This is a genomic window from Corallococcus aberystwythensis (assembly GCF_003612165.1).
In the GTDB taxonomy this organism is placed as follows: Bacteria; Myxococcota; Myxococcia; order Myxococcales; family Myxococcaceae; genus Corallococcus; species Corallococcus aberystwythensis.
On the sequence record NZ_RAWK01000023.1, the window covers coordinates 33,597 to 50,973 of the forward strand.

General features: G+C 70.9%; 13 protein-coding genes. 5 read left to right on the forward strand and 8 right to left on the reverse strand.

Features of this window, described 5'->3' with window-relative positions; genetic code table 11:
* Window positions 1–29 precede the first annotated feature (29 nt).
* From D7W81_RS05915 to D7W81_RS05930, 4 genes are all read right to left on the reverse strand, one after another.
* Window positions 30–1,517: an aspartate ammonia-lyase gene (locus D7W81_RS05915; RefSeq protein WP_120554337.1), complete on the reverse strand. Its 1,488-nt coding sequence runs from the start codon at window positions 1,515–1,517 to the stop codon at window positions 30–32.
* Between the two features lie 88 nt (window positions 1,518–1,605).
* Complete coding sequence (locus D7W81_RS05920) at window positions 1,606–3,441, reverse strand: bifunctional metallophosphatase/5'-nucleotidase (RefSeq protein ID WP_120554338.1); 1,836 nt, start codon at window positions 3,439–3,441, stop codon at window positions 1,606–1,608.
* Between the two features lie 134 nt (window positions 3,442–3,575).
* The gene (locus D7W81_RS05925; protein ID WP_120554339.1) at window positions 3,576–4,034 is read right to left on the reverse strand and encodes a MarR family winged helix-turn-helix transcriptional regulator; all 459 of its coding nucleotides are present in this window, start codon (window positions 4,032–4,034) and stop codon (window positions 3,576–3,578) included.
* Window positions 4,031–4,462, reverse strand: a complete 432-nt coding sequence (locus D7W81_RS05930; RefSeq protein WP_120554340.1) for a hypothetical protein — start codon at window positions 4,460–4,462, stop codon at window positions 4,031–4,033. Before D7W81_RS05930 ends, D7W81_RS05925 begins: the two co-directional genes overlap by 4 nt.
* A 279-nt stretch (window positions 4,463–4,741) precedes the next feature.
* On the opposite strand from D7W81_RS05930, the gene D7W81_RS05935 reads away from it, so the two are divergent.
* From D7W81_RS05935 to D7W81_RS05950, 4 genes are all read left to right on the forward strand, one after another.
* Entirely contained in the window at window positions 4,742–6,511 is a 1,770-nt protein-coding gene (locus D7W81_RS05935; RefSeq protein ID WP_244226995.1) for a glycoside hydrolase family 15 protein, read from the forward strand.
* Between the two features lie 184 nt (window positions 6,512–6,695).
* Window positions 6,696–8,120 (forward strand): RtcB family protein, encoded by a 1,425-nt coding sequence (locus D7W81_RS05940; protein ID WP_120554342.1) that lies wholly within the window; start codon window positions 6,696–6,698, stop codon window positions 8,118–8,120.
* A 128-nt stretch (window positions 8,121–8,248) separates the two neighbouring features.
* Window positions 8,249–8,845 carry a hypothetical protein gene (locus D7W81_RS05945; RefSeq protein ID WP_120554343.1) on the forward strand — a complete coding sequence of 199 codons (597 nt, stop codon included), beginning with the start codon at window positions 8,249–8,251 and terminating at the stop codon, window positions 8,843–8,845.
* A gap of 118 nt (window positions 8,846–8,963) precedes the next feature.
* A complete protein-coding gene (locus tag D7W81_RS05950; protein ID WP_244226997.1) occupies window positions 8,964–9,446 on the forward strand; it encodes a DUF1993 domain-containing protein in 483 nt (160 codons plus the stop codon).
* On the opposite strand, the gene D7W81_RS05955 is transcribed toward D7W81_RS05950, so the two are convergent.
* Both D7W81_RS05955 and D7W81_RS05960 read right to left on the reverse strand, forming a co-directional pair.
* Window positions 9,394–11,358: a 2,3-oxidosqualene cyclase gene (locus D7W81_RS05955; protein ID WP_120554345.1), complete on the reverse strand. Its 1,965-nt coding sequence runs from the start codon at window positions 11,356–11,358 to the stop codon at window positions 9,394–9,396. The two genes, D7W81_RS05950 and D7W81_RS05955, sit on opposite strands and share 53 nt — an antisense overlap.
* On the reverse strand, window positions 11,358–12,404 hold the full coding sequence (locus tag D7W81_RS05960) for a phytoene/squalene synthase family protein (RefSeq protein WP_120554346.1): 1,047 nt from the start codon (window positions 12,402–12,404) through the stop codon (window positions 11,358–11,360). The genes D7W81_RS05955 and D7W81_RS05960 overlap by 1 nt, the downstream gene beginning before the upstream one ends.
* A gap of 102 nt (window positions 12,405–12,506) precedes the next feature.
* Between D7W81_RS05960 and D7W81_RS05965 the strand changes: the two genes are divergently transcribed.
* A complete protein-coding gene (locus D7W81_RS05965) occupies window positions 12,507–13,901 on the forward strand; it encodes an FAD-dependent oxidoreductase (protein ID WP_158621460.1) in 1,395 nt (464 codons plus the stop codon).
* Here D7W81_RS05965 and D7W81_RS05970 read toward each other — a convergent pair.
* Window positions 13,841–15,031: a glycosyltransferase family 2 protein gene (locus D7W81_RS05970; RefSeq protein ID WP_147445354.1), complete on the reverse strand. Its 1,191-nt coding sequence runs from the start codon at window positions 15,029–15,031 to the stop codon at window positions 13,841–13,843. The two genes, D7W81_RS05965 and D7W81_RS05970, sit on opposite strands and share 61 nt — an antisense overlap.
* The gene (locus D7W81_RS05975; protein WP_120554349.1) at window positions 15,028–17,256 is read right to left on the reverse strand and encodes an MMPL family transporter; all 2,229 of its coding nucleotides are present in this window, start codon (window positions 17,254–17,256) and stop codon (window positions 15,028–15,030) included. The genes D7W81_RS05970 and D7W81_RS05975 overlap by 4 nt, the downstream gene beginning before the upstream one ends.
* Between the last annotated feature and the right edge of the window lie 121 nt (window positions 17,257–17,377).

The following is a 17,377-nucleotide window of genomic DNA, read 5'->3' on the forward strand; positions in this document are numbered from 1 at the left end:
CGGACTCGCGCTGGGGGCGGGAAGGCCGCCTAGTGCGTGCGCTCCTCGTCCGGGGCCGCCATCGCCTGGCCCCGCGTCAACCGCTCCGCGGAGAGCAGCTCGTCCAGCTGCTCGCGCGTCAGCAGCCCTGCCTCCACCACCAGGTCCGCGATGCTGGCGTTCGTGGCCAGGGCCTCCCGCGCCAGCCGCGTCGCCGGGGCGTAGCCGATGTGCGGCATGAGGGCGGTGATGACGCCCACGAAGGAGTCCACCTGGCGCGCGAGCCGCTCCTTGTTGGCGGTGATGCCCCTCACGCAGTTCACGCGCAGCGTCGCCATGGCGGCGGTCATGTACTTGAGGTTCTCGAAGAGGACGTGGGCCATGACCGGCCCGAAGGCGTTGAGCTGGAGCTGTCCCGCCTCCGCCGCCATGGTCAGCGTCACGTCTCCCCCGGCGATGACGAACGCCACCTCGTTCACGACCTCCGGGATGACCGGGTTCACCTTGCCCGGCATGATGCTGGAGCCCGCCTGCCGGGGCGGGAGGGTGAGTTCGTTGAAGCCCGCCTGGGGGCCGGAGCCGAGCAGCCGCAGGTCGTTGCAGATCTTCGAGAGCTTCATCGCGCTGCGCTTGAGGGTGCCGGACACCTCCATGAAGATGCCCACGTCGGTGGTCGCTTCAATCAGGTCGGGCGCGGTGACGATGGGGCGTCCGGTGATGTCCGCCAGGTGCCTGCGGGCGGCTTCCGCGAAGCGCGGGTCCGCCGCGATGCCGGTGCCAATCGCCGTCGCCCCCAGGTTGATCTCCCCCAGGCGGCGGGCGACGCCCGTCAGGCTCGCGTGCTCCTCGGCCAGCGTGACGGCGAAGCCTTCGAACTCCTGCTGGAGCGTCATTGGCACGGCGTCCTGCAGCTGCGTGCGCCCAATCTTCACGATGCCCGCGAACTCCTGCCCCTTGTCGCGGAACGCCTGCTCCAGGGCCAGGAGCTCCATGAGCAGCCGCTCGATGGACAGGATCAACCCGACCTTGAGCGCCGTCGGGTAGGTGTCGTTGGTGCTCTGGCTCCGGTTGACGTGGTCGTTCGGGTCCAGGTGCGCGTAGTGGCCCCGGGCGTGGCCGGCCAGCTCCAGGCCCCGGTTGGCGATGACCTCGTTGAAGTTCATGTTCGTGGAGGTGCCGGCGCCGCCCTGCATGACGTCCACGATGAACTGGTCGTGCAGCCTGCCGGCCTTGATCTCCTCGCAGACCCGGTCGATGAGCGCGGCCCGCGCCGCATCCAGCACCCCCACCTCCGCGTTCGCGCGCGCGGCGGCCTGCTTCACACAGGCGTAGCCGTAGAGCAGGTCGGGATACACGGAGATGGGGCGCCCGCTGATGGCGAAGTTGTCCAGCGCCCGGCAGACGTTGATGCCCCAGTAGGCCTCCGCCGGAATCTGGCGGGAGCCCAGGCTGTCCGTCTCCGTCCGGGGCGGTGCGCCGGTGGGCGTCACCGTCTGGATGCTCTTCTGGAACGTCTCTTCCGCGCGTGGGTCGGCCATCCGCGGAAAGGTACGGACGCGGGAGGCCCGGTGGGACGGGCCCTCCGGGGAGGAGCGCTGTCCACCGGGCGTCCCTGGCGCCCCTACGTCACTGCACGGGCGCGCACTTCGCGGGGCCGAGCGTGGCCCCGAAGTACGGCGTATAGAGGTCCGGCGCGAGCGTGAAGTTGCAGGTGTTCACCACGTCCGGGGACAGGTTCTGGTGCTCCTGCATGTAGCGCGCGACGTAGTCACGGACGCCGTCCGCGGAGGACCACAGCAGGCGGCCCTCCTTGAACATGCTGTACCCGCCGCCGCCACCGCCGCGGTAGTTGTTCACGGCGATGCGGAAGACCTGGTCGTCCCGCACGTCCTGCCCCTGGAAGCGCAGGTGCGTGAGCCGGGAGCCCGCGGGCTTCGTGAGGTCGTAGCCGTAGTCGATGCGCGAGTAGAGGTCCCAGTTGTAGTCCGCGACGACGGGCGTGGTGGCCTTCGCGTCCGCGGGCTTCGCGGGCAGGTTCGCCGCGTCCAGCTGCTTGAAGTACAGCGTGTTCATCTCCAGCGCGCGCCGGAGGATGGAGCCGTTGATCTCCATCACGTAGAGCGTGTTGTCGTAGATGTAGACGCTGTAGGCGTCACGCAGGGTGACGTCCCCCTTGGGCAGCGCGACGTCGTTGCTGAACAGCGCGGTCGCGGACAGGTCCACCGGGAAGCCGGCCTCTTCGGAAGCCTCCTCCTGCACGGTGTTGAGCAGGTCCGCCAGGGCGCTGTCCACGTAGCGTCCCGCGAAGCCGCCCGTGAAGGCCGCGGTGGTGCTGCCAATCTTCTGGTTCACGTAGGCCACGGTGGTGTCGTGGTAGCTCTGGGTGAGCCCCTTGACGGTCGCGTCCTCCGCCACCGTCTCGTCCACCGCGTGGAGCTGCGAGTCGTGCGTGTCCACGCCCCAGTGTCCGTCCTTCCAGGTGACGTTGAGCTGCACGTGGGCCAGGTGGCTGCCCCAGCGGTTGGGCTGCGTGAGGAGGACCTCGCCGCCGTCCTGGTTCTTCAGCAGCATCTTGGGGATGGGCTGGTGGGTGTGGCCGGTGAGGAGCACGTCCACGTCCGCCACCTGCTGGGCAATCTGCACGGCCTCGTTCTCACCGGGGAGGTTGCCGCGGTCGGTCCACTTCGTGGCGTCCGCGTAGTCCGCGAGCCACGACTCGGGGCTGGTGGCGCTGCCGGTGGGCTGCTTGTCCGGGCCGCTGTGGATGGCCACCACCACCACGTCCGCGCCGGCCTGCTTCATCTTCGGCACGTAGGCCTTCGCGGTCTCCAGCGGGTCATCGAAGCGCAGCCCGGCGATGTTGTCCTTGCGCTCCCACGTCGCCACGCCCGGCGTCACCAGGCCGAGGATGCCGACCTTCACGCCGCACACCGTGGTCAGCACATACGGGGTGAAGACCTCGGAGCCGTCCGCGACCTTGCGCACGTTGGCGCCGAGGACGGGGAAGTTCGCCTCGGCCTTGAACTTGTTGAGGACGTCCATGCCGTAGTTGAACTCATGGTTGCCCAGGGCCATGGCGGCGTAGCCCAGCTCGTTCATGGCGGTGGCCATGGGGTGCTTGGGCGCGTTGTCCACCAGGGCGTAGTAGGTGCCGAGCGGCGAGCCCTGGATGGTGTCACCGGTGTCGACGAGCAGCGTGCAGTCCGGGTTCTTCGCCCGCTCCTGCTTGACGAGCGTGGCCACCCGGGAGAGGCCGCGCTTCGCGTCCGGCTTCCCGGTGAAGTAGTCCCACGGGAAGATGTTGGTGTGCAGGTCGCTCGTCTGCAGCAGCGTCAGCGTGCGCGGAGAGGTGTCCACCGGGGGCGGGGGCGGCTCCACGGGCGGATCATCGTTGGAATCACAGGCGGTCAGCAGCGAGCTGGCGCCCAGCAGACAGAACGTGCCGGTGCGCAGCGCGCGCATCAGGAAAGGGAATCGGTTCAAGAGGCCTCGACCTTGAGCCAGGCCGGAAGGGAATCCTCCGGCGGGAAGGGGCGCACCCTACAGGGTCGATCTGACGTTTGCAGGCCCGCCTCGGGTTCCAAGGAAATGACAGCTCAATCTCCGGACGCGGGCTCCAGGTTGGCCACCACGCGGTGCAGGAGCGCCATGAACGTGGCGCGCTCGCGTTCGCTGAGGCCCGCGGTCGCCTGCTCCGCGACCTCCGTCAGTTGCTCCTTCGCCCGCGGCAGGCGCTCCCGGGCCTTCGCTGACAGCGATATCTGGCTTGCGCGCTTGTCGTCCGGGTGCGGCTCCCGCTGGATGAGCCCGTCGCGCTCCATCCGCGTGAGGAGCGCGGCCATGGTGGGCTGCTCGACGCGGGCGTACTCCGCGAGCTGCTTCTGCAGGAGCGGCCCTTGCTCCTCAAGCGCGATCACCACCGGCATGTAGGCCATGCCGAAGTCGAGCGGCCGCAAACGCTGCTCGAATTGGCGCATCAGCAGGCGGGACGCATGGTTGATCCAGAAGGTCGGCGCGGCCTCCGGGTCCCACGAGGGAGCGGGCCTGGCGCTCATTGGAGGTCTCCCGCGCCGTCCTCCGCCCCCTCGTCGGCGGTCGGATAGGCGGAGACGGCCAGCGCGATGCCCTGGTCCGCGAACCACCGGACGTCGTCGGGTGGGAAGTGGATGGAGCTGGTGAAGTGCAGGGCGCTGCCGACGAACAGCCCGAAGTCCACGACACAGGGGACGGCCAGGTTGCGCAGCTCCGTGAGCAGGGGGGCCAGCACCTCCAGCTGCCGGCGGGCCGCGGCGACGGGCCCGTGCAGCGTGCCCTCCCCGTCCTCCACCAGCGTGAGGTTGAAGCCAGACGTCGAGTGCCTGCCCTGGCGCTGCTGCTGCTCCCCCTGAAGCCAGACGGCATCCGGGTGGCAGTCCGGGTAGCGGTCCAGGACGGATGCCACATCGAACTCCGGGGCCTGGGCCCGTAGGACTGCCACCGTCATGACACCGCTCCGTTCCGCTGCTGCTTCCGCATGTCCCCGAGCATCGCGGTTCTCATCGCCGAACGGGCGGCCTTTTCGTCAGTCTGTCAGGTCCGACGCACGACCCGGATGGCCCCCGCCTGCTGCCCTCCCCGCGCGATTGCATCCGGGGTACCGGGACCTACCTTTTCCTGGACCCCACCCCAGACCCAGAGGCAATCCATGATTTCGACAGAGAGCGCGCGGACGAGCGAAGCCCCCAGGACCGGATGGGGAAGCAGTACCCGGAAGGAACCGGGCTTGCTCATCGAGGACCACGCGCTCCTCGGCGACCTGTACACGGCCGCGCTCGTTGCCAAGGACGGCTCCATCGACTTTCTCTGCCTCCCGGATTTCGACTCGGACGCGTGCTTCACGTCCCTGCTGGGCACGCCCGACAACGGCCGGTGGAAGCTCGCGCCGAAGGCGCCCGTGCGCGAGGTGCGGCGCCGCTACCGTGGAAAGACGCTCATCCTGGAGACGGAGTTCGTGACGGACGAGGGCACGGTGCGCGTCGTGGACTTCATGCCCATCCGGAAGGGAACCCCGCACGTGGTGCGGTGGGTGGAGGGCGTCCGTGGCACGGTGGCGATGCGCTCCGAGCTGCGCCCCCGGTTCGCCAACGGCTACACCGTCCCGCTCGTCAGCAGGAAGGACGGAGCCGCCACCGCCATCGCCGGTCCGGATGCGGTGTACTTCCGAGGCGGCACCGGCAAGGAGCCGCCTCCCTTCGAGTCGGAGTTCACGGTGCAGGCCGGCCAGCGGGTCCCCTTCGTGCTCTCCTGGGCCCGGCCCTACGATGACGTCCCCGCGGCGCTCGACCCGGAGGCCGCCCTGAGTGAGACGCAGACGTATTGGGAGGACTGGGCCTCGCGGCTGCACCTGCCCCCCCACTACGACGACGTGGTCGCCCGCTCCCTGCTCACCCTCAAGGCGTGCAGCTTCCAACCGTCGGGAGCGCTGGTCGCCGCGCCCACGTTCGGCCTCCCGGAGACCCCGGGCGGTGAGCGCAACTGGGACTACCGGTTCTGCTGGATCCGCGACTCGGTCCTCACGCTGAACGCGCTCATGCGCGCCAAGCTGCTGGACGAAGCGGATGCATTCGGCCACTGGCTGGAGCACGCGGTGGGCGGCGCTCCGGACCAGCTCCAGATCATGTACGGCATCCGGGGCGAGCGCCGCCTCACCGAGGTCACGCTGGACTGGCTGAAAGGCTACGAAGGGGCCCGTCCCGTGCGAATCGGCAACGGGGCCTACTCACAGTTCCAGCTCGACGTGCTCGGCGAGTTCGCCGCGGTCCTCTACATCCATGCGGAGCAGGCGGGCAAGCTGACGGAGCGTGGACAGAAGGCGCTCCACAGCCTCGCGACCCGCGTGTCGGAGGTCTGGACCGAGCCGGACCACGGCATCTGGGAGATGCGCGGCCCGACGCACTCGTTCACCGCCTCCAAGGTGTCGGCGTGGATCGTCATCGATTGCTGGGTGCGCGCCATCGAGAAGTACGGCCTGAAGGAGGACAAGGCGCCGTGGGTGAAGCTGCGGCAGACCATCCACGACGAGGTGTGCAGCAAGGGCTACGACGCAAAGCGGGGGACGTTCACGCAGTACTACGGCTCGAAGGGCGTGGACGCGAGCCTGCTCTTCATCCCGCTCAGCGGGTTCCTCCCGCCGGAGGACCCCCGCATCGCCGGGACGGTGAAAGCCATCGAGGAGGAGTTGATGCCGGACGGGCTGGTGCTGCGCTACCGGACGGAGGCGAGCGTGGACGGACTCTCCGGTGAGGAGGGCGCCTTCCTCGCGTGCTCCTTCTGGCTCGCGAACACCTACCACATGCTGGGACGGACCGAGGACGCGCGGAAGCTCTTCGAGAAGCTGGTGGGGCTCTGCAACGACGTGGGCCTGCTCGCCGAGGAGTACCTGCCCGGCCAACGCAGGATGATTGGCAACTTCCCACAGGCGTTCAGCCACCTGGCGCTCGTGAACAGCGCCTACTTCCTCGCCGAGGGAAACAAGGCGGCGATGTATTCGTAAGGCGCGGTCCCTTTCGTGGCGCCGCCCCGGCCCGCCCCTGGCTTTGTCAGGTTGCGCGGGCCGGGGCGTCTCCAGGAGCGCGGACGCTCCGGCGTCCCGGCCGCGGCTGCTGACCCGAGGTCTCGAATCCATCGCTCACGTCCCCCGGGTTGAACTTCCGCCCGGGTCAGATTCCGAGAAGGTCATGCAGCCGAAATTGAACCGGCTCCTGCGCGCACTCGCGCGCGAGGGGCTGGATGTTGCTTACGACGGTCGTGTCTACACGGTCCGCCTCCAGGCGGATCCCCATGCGCCCCCCGCGGAGGTCCTGCTTCCCCCGGACCTGCCCGTGGAGGGCAAGGCGCTCCAACAGCTCGCGGCGCTCGCCGCGCTCCACCATCCCGCCGGAGGCCGCGTGAAGCAGGTGCGCGCGACGCCGGACTTCCATCCCGGAGACTCCGGGGTGGCCATCGGGTCGGTGGTCCACACGGAGGGCCTGGTGGTGCCCGGCGCCGTGGGCACGGACATCAACTGCGGCATGCGCCTGCATGTCGCGGACATCCCCGTGGACGCCTTCCTCGCCCGCCGCGACGCCTTCGTCGAGCGGATGAAGGGGCACTGCTTCTTCGGCACGCGCGACGTCGCCCAGGGCTCGCGCGCGCTGGAGGCGCTCTTGCGCGACGGCCTGCCCGGCTGGCTCGTGGAGACGCAGGAGCAGCCGCTGGGCATGTCCGCCCGGATGGACCTGGGCCAGCTGGACCGCGAGTCCTCTCGCGTCTACCTGGGCGGTGCGCTGGAGGGGGACCCGGCGTGGGCGCCCACCGGGCTGCGGCGGGAGGGCGTGGTGCGCGACCCCGGGCTGGCCACCATTGGCGGCGGCAACCACTTCGTCGAGGTGCAGCGCGTGGAGGCCGTGGTGGACCGCGCGCGGGCGTGGGCCTGGGGCGTGCGCGAGGGGCAGCTCGCGTTCATGGTGCACTCCGGTTCGCGGGACATGGGCAAGCACGTGGGGCGCACCTGGCAGGAGCGGGCGCGGGCCGCGTGGCCCACGGGAGCCCCGCACCCGGCGAGCGGCATCTTCCCGCTCGCGGATCCGCTGAAGGTGCGCGAGTACCTGAAGGCCGAGGCCACGGCGGCCAACTACGCCTTCCTCAACCGGCTGCTGCTCGCGGAATTGGTGCGGCAGACGCTGCGGGAGCTGTTCGGGGACGTGGAGGCGCCGCTCGTCTACGACGTGCCGCACAACATCACCCTGCCCTGGGAAGGCGGCTGGCTGGCGCGCAAGGGGGCCTGCCCGGCGGAGGCGGACCAGCCGGTCATCATCCCCGGCTCCATGGGCGCGGCGTCCTACCTGATGCGGGGGCTGGGCAACGCGAAGGCGCTGGCGTCGGCGTCGCATGGGGCGGGGCGGGCGCACTCGCGCTTCTCCATGTCGCGCGGGGGCGCGAAGCACCGCGAGGAGGACCTGGGCCTCACCGGGGTGGACTGCATCGCGCTGCGGGCCGAGCGCCGCATCGAGGAGGCCCCCGCCGCATACAAGCCCATTGGCCCGGTCATCGCCTCGCAGGTGGACGCGGATATCATCCGGGAGGTGGCCCGGCTGAAGCCACTGATGACGTTCAAGGCCTGATGGACAGCTCACCCCCGCCATGGGCCAGCTCGCCACGGGCTGGGAGCCATTGGCGTCAGGGGCGTTTCGACTGTCATTGAAGCCCGGTACTCCTGGACGCGTCTTCCACCCGCGTCCAGGAGTCACCCATGTTGAATCGTTTCGTGTCCTACGCCGTGCCGGCGGCCGCGCTGTTGCTGGGAGCCTGCGGCGGCCCGGAAACCCTCGATTCGCCGGAGGTCCCGGCGGAGTCGTCCGTGGCCACCACGGAGCAGGGCCTGTCCACCCTCACCATCAACGACTTCCCGCTGTCCTTCTATGTCCCGCCCAAGACGGGCGGCGACGCGGACTTCGCCGGTCACGGGCCGCGGATGGCCCTCAACTTCGAGCTCGAGGTGCGCAACACCAACGAGCTGTGGATCGGCATGTTCATCTGGGGCGACGAGACGGGCGGACGAGACACCCATGTCTTCGGGGGCCAGTGGTACCACATCGCCACCACCGCGACGCCCATCGTGAGCGTCTCGCCGTCTCCGGTGCCCGTCTCGGACTACTGGATGGGCGCCGAGTTCACCTGGACGTATACGGACACCGGGCACTCGCTGGACGCCTGGGGTTTCCCGCAGCTCGCCTCGAACACGCGCATCGTGCAGAACATCACCTGCGTGGGTGACACCTCGGGCAACGAGGCGGGCACGAAGACGGGGTGCTCGGCCGTCCTGCATGACCTGACCATCACCTTCTGACGCCACGCGTGACGCGGGGCGTCCGGCTTGAGGGGGCCGGACGCCCCTGAGATTGGCTCGCGCGGCCATCGCCATCCCGTTAGCTTGCGCGCCCATGTACTTCGAGACCTTTTCCCAGATGAAGAAGCAGCTCGGGCAGTTGGGCAAGTGGTTGGAGACGGCCGCGGCCCACGCCAAGGCGAAGTCCTTCGACCCGAACCTCTACCTGGGCTTCCGGCTGGCCCCGGACCAGCTCCCGTTCGTGCGGCAGGTGCAGATCGGCTGTGACGCCGTGAAGCTGGCGGCCTCGCGCTTGAGCGGCAAGCCCGCGCCGTCCCACCCGGACACGGAGCAGACGCTGGAGGAGCTCAGCGCTCGCGTCCAGTCCACCCTCGCGTACCTGGACACGTTCACGGGGAAGGACTTCGAGGGCGCGGCCGGACGCGTCGTCACCCATCCCCGGTGGGAGGGTCAGGTGATGAACGGCGCCGACTACTTCCTGGAGAACGCGCTCCCGAACTTCTACTTCCACGTCACCCACGCGTACGCGCTCCTGCGTCACAACGGCGTCAACCTGGGCAAGATGGACTACCTGGGGTCGCAGAGCCTTCGCGCTCCCTGAGCCTTCCGGACGCTGGCGCTTCCGCGAGCGCCAGCGCCCACAGCGGGAAGACGCGCAGGTAGGCGTCGTAGTGGATGGCGCAGGTGCGGCTGAACACCCCGGCCAGGGGCTCTGGGGGCCACTGGCCCTGCGCGTCCTGTGTCGCCTGGAGCCACGCCACGCCCCGGCGCGTGGCCTCCGCTCCTGCTTCACCCGCGGCCACCAGGGACATCACGGCCCAGGACGTCGTCACCGCATGGCCCGACCGCCCCTCCACCCAGCGGCGCTCGCGGCAGCCCTGGATGGTTTCACTCCAGGAGCCGTCCGCGCGCTGGCGGGCCTTGAGGAACGTGACGGCCCTGCGCAGCGCGGGGTCTCCGGCCCCTGCACCGGCGGCCACCAGGCCCGTCACACCGAACCACGTGCCATAGCTGAAGCACACGCCCCAGGCCCCCTCCCAGCCTCCGTCCGGGCGCTGCTGGCGGCGAAGGAAGCGCGCGCCCCGCGCGATGGCCCGGTCCACGGGGGCCTCCGGCCGCGCCTTCCGCCACGCGGCCAGCGCCTGCACGCAGGCCGACGTGCACTCCACGTAGCTGGGGTCCACCATGATGCCGGCGAACACGTCCGACGGGTTGAACCGCTCCAGCCAGCGAGGCCCCCGCTGCCGCTCGTAGGTGGCCCAGCCCCCGTCGCGGTTCTGCAAGGACAGGAGGAACGCCACGGCCCCCTCCAGGCGCGCCTCCGGCACCCGGTTGAACCCGAGCGGCTGCAACAACAGGCACGCCTTCAGCGCCTCCGCCGTGCAATCACTGATGGGCCAGCCGTGCGCCCGCGTGCTGAAGGGCCACCCTCCCCGGCTGGGATGGCGGTGGTGGCGCGCGGCGTCTGGCGAGTCCTCCAGCACCTGCTGTGCCTCCAGGAAGCGGCCCGCGCGCTCCAGCGTGTCCCGCGCCCCGGCCGTCTCGCCAGAGGCCACCAGCGCCTGCACCGCGAAGGCGGTGTCCCAGAGCTGGGAGGAGTTGTAGCCGTTGAACGTGACGCCCTCCGGGGTGTGCTGGAGGTAGTCCGTCAGGCGCTCCAGGTGGGCGCGCACCTCCGGCCCCTCCGGCCGCGCCACGTGCCACACCACCATGTCGAGCACCTTGTTGATGGGCCCGATGCAGACGAAGTGCGTCGCTTCGTCCTCGCCTTGAATCAGCGCCAGGGATTCGTCCAGCGCGCGAGCCCGCAGCCGCTTCGGGTGGAGCCGCTCATACAGGCCCAGCAGGCGGTGCACGGCGCGCAATCCCAGACCGTGGGGGCTGTAGGCGTCAGTCCCGGCTACCCGCCCGCGCGCCGCCTTCCAGTCCACGTCCGCGTAGGGCTGGGGATACAGCTCGCGCCGAAGCTCGGCCAGCAGAGGTGTCTCCTTCGCGCGGGCCCGGCGGCCGTAGAGCCAGCCCATGGGCAGGTACACCATGCGGCAGTGACACCAGAGCCGCGATGGGTGGAAGGGCAGCGCTCGTGGCAGCAGCCAGAGCTCTGGAGGCACGGGCGCCAGGCCCTCGTAGTCGTAGAGCCCCAGCAGGGCGAGGACGAACTTCCCCCAGGACGCGCTGCCCAGTGGCCCGCCCCGGGGAAGGAACCACGCCCGCGCGCGCATGAGGTCCGGGTCGTCCGCGCCAACGCCCATCAGCCGCTGCGCGACGTAGTTGAGCACCGACGTGAAGACGAGGCTGGGCGACTCCACGTCCAGCCCCCAGCCCCCATCCGCGTTCTGACGCGCGCGCAGGTACGCGACCATCCCGTCCCGGACGGGTGCATCCGGCGAGCGCCCCATCACATACAGCCCGGCCACGTACACGGCTCCCAGGAAGAGCGGGCCGCTGTAGTCGCCCTTCCAGGAGCCATCCGCCTCCTGCGTCCGGGCCAGCACGTCGCGGGCCCGCCGCATCAGGGCCTGGCCTCCATGCCGCCCCCGGATGCGCGTGAGCCGTTCGCGTGGAGCGCCCGCAGCGCTTCATCCGAACCCACCCGCTCCTGCGCGAGCCGCATCAGCATCGCCACCGTGTCCCGGTGGATCTTCACGGGCTCGGGTTCGAACACGGCGGGGTTGCCCTCCAGCACGTCGAGCGTCGCGACCGCGAAGAAGAGCGGGTAGAGGCAGAACAGCCGCAGGCCGGGCTCCTCGGGAGGAAGGGCCAGGGAGTATTCGAGCGCGACCTCCAGCTCCCGGCGTGCCACCGCCACCAGTTCGTCCATCAGCGCCACCGCTCGCGAGCGGAGACCGGGCAGGGTCAGCGTGGCGGGCGTGAGGCCATGCGCGGCCATGCGGTCCCTGGGCAGCCAGCAGCTTCCCCGGTCCAGGTCTTCACGCACGTCCTTGAGGATGTTGGTGAGCTGCAGGGCCCGGCCAAAGGCAGGCGCCCGCGGCGTGAGCCTTTCATGGCGCCAGGCAACCCGGGGTGAGCTGGCGATGAAGAGCCCGGTCAGCATCTCCCCCACGACGCCGGCCACGTAATAGCAATACATGAACGTCGCCTGGAGGTCGGGCAGCCCCATGACCTGCCCGCTTCCCCCGTGCATGCGTTGCATCTGGTTCATCCCACCGGTCATCGTGCGCACGCACCGCGCGATGGGCGGGTGGACCCAGGAGGGAAGCGAGGCCAGGGTTTCGAGCACCCTCGGCGTCTCCAACACCAGCTCGGCCTCCGCGGCGGGCGCTTCGTCCCGCAGGGCGAGCCGCGCCCTTCGCGCGAAGGAGCGGGCACGGGCCTCCCAGCCCGGCTCCAGCGACGCCAGGGCTCCCAGTTCGTCGAGCAGTGCCCCCGGGTGCGCCCCGGAGGCCTCGTCCTCCAGCGTGTCCGCGATGCGGCACAGCAGGTAGGCCACCGTCACCGCCAGGTCCAGGGGCTCCGGCAGCAGCGGGATGTTGAGCGCGAACGTCCGGGAAACCCGGGGCAGCTGCGTGCGACAGAACGACGCTCCCTCTACCTTCATGCCTGCCTCCTCTGCGTGCGATACCGCGCTTCAATGGCTAAGTACTCAATGCCAGACATGGTGTCTGGGAACCCAAACGGGGGCCACGTGGAGGACACCGAGGTGGTGATAGCCGGAGGTGGGCCCGCGGGCTGCGCGGTGGCGGCGGCGCTCGCGGAGCTGGGGCTGTCCGTGTTGCTGCTGGACGCGGGCGTGGACCGGCACAAGCAGCTCGCGGGCGAACTGCTCCATCCCGCCGGGGTGAGGGACCTGCGCGCGCTGGGCTTCGGGAACGTCGTGGAGGGCTGGACGGCGCAGCCCGTGCGCGGCTTCGCGGTGCGCTTCCATGCCCCTGCCCGCACCCTCGTCCTGCCCTACGGTCGCGGTGTCACCGGGCTGTCGTTGGAACACGCAGCCCTCACCCTGCCGCTCTTTGAGTCGGTGTCGCGCAGGCGCGGCGTCACCGTGCGCACCCGGGCCCGCGTGACGGCCGTGGAGCACAACTGCGAGCAGGGCGTGCGCCTGCGCTACACCCACGGGGGCACCGAGCACACCGTGCGCGCCCGGGTGCTCGTGGCCGCGGACGGACGCGCGTCGCCCGTGCGGCGGATGCTGGGCATCGCCGAGCACCACAAGCGCCTGTCCACCATGCTGGGCGTCACCGTGGACAGCGACTGCCTCACGCATCCGGACCACGGCCACCAGTTCGTGGGGGGCGCCGTGCACGCGCTGGCCTACGCCATCCAGCCCGGCGTGGCGCGCGTGATGGTGGACCTGCCCCTGGGCAGCACCGTCCAGACGCTGCGGGACCGGCCGGAGTTGCTGCTCGCCCTGCCCTCGCGTCTGAGGGAGGCCGTCTGGCGGGCGCTGGAAGAGCGGCCCGCGCTGCGCATGGCCTCCAACGACGACTGGCTGGCGGAGACCGTCTGGATGGGCAGCGCCGTGCTCGTGGGCGATGCCTCCGCGTGCTGCCACCCGCTCACGGCGAGCGGCATGGCGTCCTGCTTCCACGACGCCCGCGCCCTCCAGGAGTCGCTGCACCGCCATCCGGGCCACATCGCCCGCGCGCTGGAGCACTACGCGCACGCGCGGCGGCCGGCGCAGCGCACCCGCGTCGCGCTCGCCTCCGCGCTCTACAGCGCCTTCGCCGGGCAGGATGAGGGCATGCGGGCGCTGCGCATGGGGCTGTTGCACTACTGGGAGCACAGCCCTCGCGGCGCGCGCGCCTCCATGGCCCTGCTGTCGTCGGAGGAGCCCCGCATGCGGGTGATGGCCCGCGAGTACCTGCGCGTCGTGGCGCATGCCTTCGCCGCGATGCTCTCGCCCCGCGGCCCCGGAGGGAGCCTCCGGTCCGCCGCGCCGCTGTTGCGCTCGGCCGGTCCGCCCTTGCGCGGCACCGTGGCGAGCGCGGTGGAACAGATGAGGAGCTGGCTGCATCGTCGCGTCCGCCGTCCCGTCTACACGCTGGCCCGGGCCGGCTGGGCCTCCCCCAGGCGCGCCTTCGCATCCAACCGGTAGCCCCGGCCGCGCCAGTCCACCTGGCGCGACAGCCGCCCGGACAGCGCGACGCCGGCCCCCAGCAACGGAAGCACCGCCGGCACCCAGTAGTGCCGGGGCGCGACGGCCGGCCCGTGACAGGCCCGCTGGAGCCGCAGCTGGCTCCACGCGGAGAAGCCGATGGGCAGCGCCGCCAGGACCGCGCCCCCCCACGCCCTTCGCGCCACCGCCGCCGTCAGGGCCCCCCACGACAGCCAGCTCACCGCGCCGCGCACCCAGAGGGGCCGCGCGAAGGTCCCGGGGAGGCCCGTCTCCGAGAAGAGGAGCCACCGCCGGAAGATGCGCAGGAAGGCGCCCAGCTCCAGGTGCCCCGTGACGACGCGCAGGGGCGCGTGGATGACGCGGTTCTTCCACCCGGCGGTGTGCAGCTGGCGCCCCAGGTACATGTCATCCACGAGCTGCCCGGCGGCGCAGCCCACGCCCCCGATGGCCGTCAGCGCCTCGCGGCGGAAGACCATCAGCTGCCCCATGATGAAGGGCAGCGCGCCATCCGGTTCCGCCGTGCATGCGACGGACGCGCCGTACCACGCGTTCACCAGCAGCCCGTAGCCCACGTCGCCCGCGAGGGGCGCATCCGCCGCCGCGTAGATGGGCGCGAACGTGGCGCCCGTCTGGGCATCCTCCAGCAGCGCCCCCACCAGCGCCGTGAGCACGCCGGGCGTGGGCCGCGTGTCCGAATCACTGAAGGCCAGCAGCTGGCACCGGGAGCGGGCCACGCCCACCTGCATCGCGTTGAGCTTGCCCGTCATCCCCTCCGGAGGCTCGCCCGCGACCACCAGCTCCACCCGCTTCGCGCGCGTCGGGTGCGCGGCCACCTCTTCGCGGGTGGGGAGGAACGCCGGGTCGTCCTCGCTGTCGAAGACGAAGAGCACCTCCCACTCACCGGGATAGTCCAGGTCCAGCAGCGCTCGCACGTTCGCGCGCGCTTCCACGTCCAGGCCCCGGATGGGGCGGATGACCGTCACCGAAGGCGGCTCGAAGCGCCTCGTGGGTGGCACCGGACGCCGTCGCAGGCCGGCCATCAGCTCCCGGTGCCCGTGCACGAGCACGCCCAGCGCCGCCGCCGTCCATCCCATGTTCCGCGCGTTCATGGCCGCACCTCCGTCCCCTGCGCCCGCGGAGGCGAGCGCCTCCAGTGGCCGGGCCCCCACCAGTTCAGGTCCCCCATCAGGCGCATCATCGCGGGGACGATGAGCACCCGGACCAGCGTCGCATCCAGCGCGACCGCGATGGCCATGCCCAGCCCCATCGCCTTCACCACCACGACCGAGGCCAGCGTGAAGGCCGCGAACACCGCCACCATGATGGCCGCCGCGCTGGTGATGAGGCCGCCGGTCCGCTCCAGTCCTTCCGCGACCGCGTGGGTGTTGTCGCCCGTGCGCAGATACTCCTCGCGGATGCGGCTGAGCAGCAGCACCTCGTAGTCCATGGACAGACCGAACAGGGCGCAGAACAACAGGATGGGCAGCGACGGTTCGATGGGCCCGGGCTCGAAGCGCAGCAGCCGGTGCAGGTGTCCCTCCTGGAAGATGAACACCAGGGCCCCGAACGAACCGGCCAGCGACAGCAGGTTCATCAACAGCGCCTTCAGCGGCAGCAGCACGGAGCGCAGGAGCACGAAGAGGACGATGCACGTCATCCCCATCACGAAGCCCACCGCCGCGGGCGTGTGGTGCTTCACGAAGGCCGCCGCGTCCACGTCCGTCGCCGTCTGCCCTCCCACCACCCACCGGCCGTCGCCCACCGCGCGGTCCTCGCGCAGCGCGCGGACCAGGTTCCTCGCCTCCAGGCTGCTGGGCGCCGAGGACGTCAGCACCTGCATCACCGCCACGTTGCCGGTGAGGTACGCGGCGCGCGCGGCCTGGAGCTCCGGCGGAAGGAATTGGGGAGGCGCGGCGGCCATCCGCTGGACGGCCGCGCGGTCCATGCCGGGGACCAGGTCCACCGCGCTCTCCACGCCGACCACGCCGGGCATCGCGGCGATGCGCCGGCTGGCGTCGTGGAGGGCGCCCGCGCGCTCTGGCGTGAGGGGACTGCCTCCGGGGAACTCCACCGCCACCAGCACCCGGGTGGCGGCCTCGCGGGGAAAGAGACGGGCCAGGGTCTCCGCGCCCTGGCGGGCTTCGGTGCCTTCGGGCAGCGCGGTGATGTCCGTGGCCGCCAATTGCAGACGCCGGAAGGGCAGGCCCATGGCCAGCAGGAGCGTCAGGGTCGGGAGCAGCACCCACCAGGGATGCCGCATCACCCAGGTGGCCAGCGCATGCCAGACGCCGCCGCGTCCCGCCGTGCGCGCGAAGGGCAGCCGTCCCTTGTCCACGCGAGGCCCCAGCCAGGCCAGGAGCGCGGGCAGCACGGTGAGCGCGAAGAGGACCGCGAAGGCCACCACCAGGGCACCGCCCAGCCCCATGGCGCTCAGGTACGAGCCCCGGAAGAAGAGCAGCCCTCCCAGCCCCACCGTGACGGCCAGCCCCGAGAACGCCACCGCCCGCCCGGCGGTGTCCAGCGTGCGCGTCAGCGCCTGCTCCGTGTCGAGCCCCTGGGCGAGCTCCGCGCGGAAGCGGCTCACGATGAAGAGCGAGTAGTCGATGGCCACGCCCAGCCCGATGAGCGACACGACGTTGAGCGTGTACTGGGCCATGTCCGTGACGTGCGACAGCAGCAGCACGCCCGCCACGCCGCAGAGCACCGCCAGCCCGCCCACCACCAGGGGCAGCATGGCCGCCACCACCGTGCGGAACACCCACAGCAGGACCACCAGCGCCAGCGGGAACGAGAGCAACTCCGCGCGCAAGAGGTCGTGCTCTAGCAGTTCATTGAGCGCGACCACGAAGGCCACCTTGCCCGTGAGCGTCGTCTGGAGGCGCGAGTCGTCCAGCGCCGCGCGCACCGTGGGGAACGCGGCGGTGGCCTCGCGCTCGCCGCCCTTGAGCCGCACCAGCGCCAGCAGGTCGTGGCCCGTCCCCGCCACGAAGCGGGCGCGAAAGGCCTCGGGGGCGCCAATGGGCGACACCACCGATGCGACCTCCGGCAGCCGCTCCACGCGCGACAGGACGGACGTCACCGCCTGGGCGAAGCGCGGCTCATCGGTCGTCCATGCATCGTGGTGGAAGATGACCGCCAGGGTCTGGTCGTTCGACCCGGCGGCGGCACCTCGCGCGAGCGCCTCGGCCCGCGCGGATTCGATGCCCTCGATGGTCCCGGTGGTGAGGTGCCCGCCCTGGAGCAGCGCCCACACCGCCGCGGCCAGGAGCAGGAGCGTGCCCACCAGCACCCGGCCCCGGTGCCGGAACACCCCCACCGCCAGCCGGGCGAACACGGAGCGCTTGCCCTGTCACTTATACACATCTCCGAGCCCACGAGACATGCGCAGCCCTCGTATGCCGTCTTGTGATTGAAAAACAAATACTTTCCCCTTCTGGCATCACACGTTACAAACC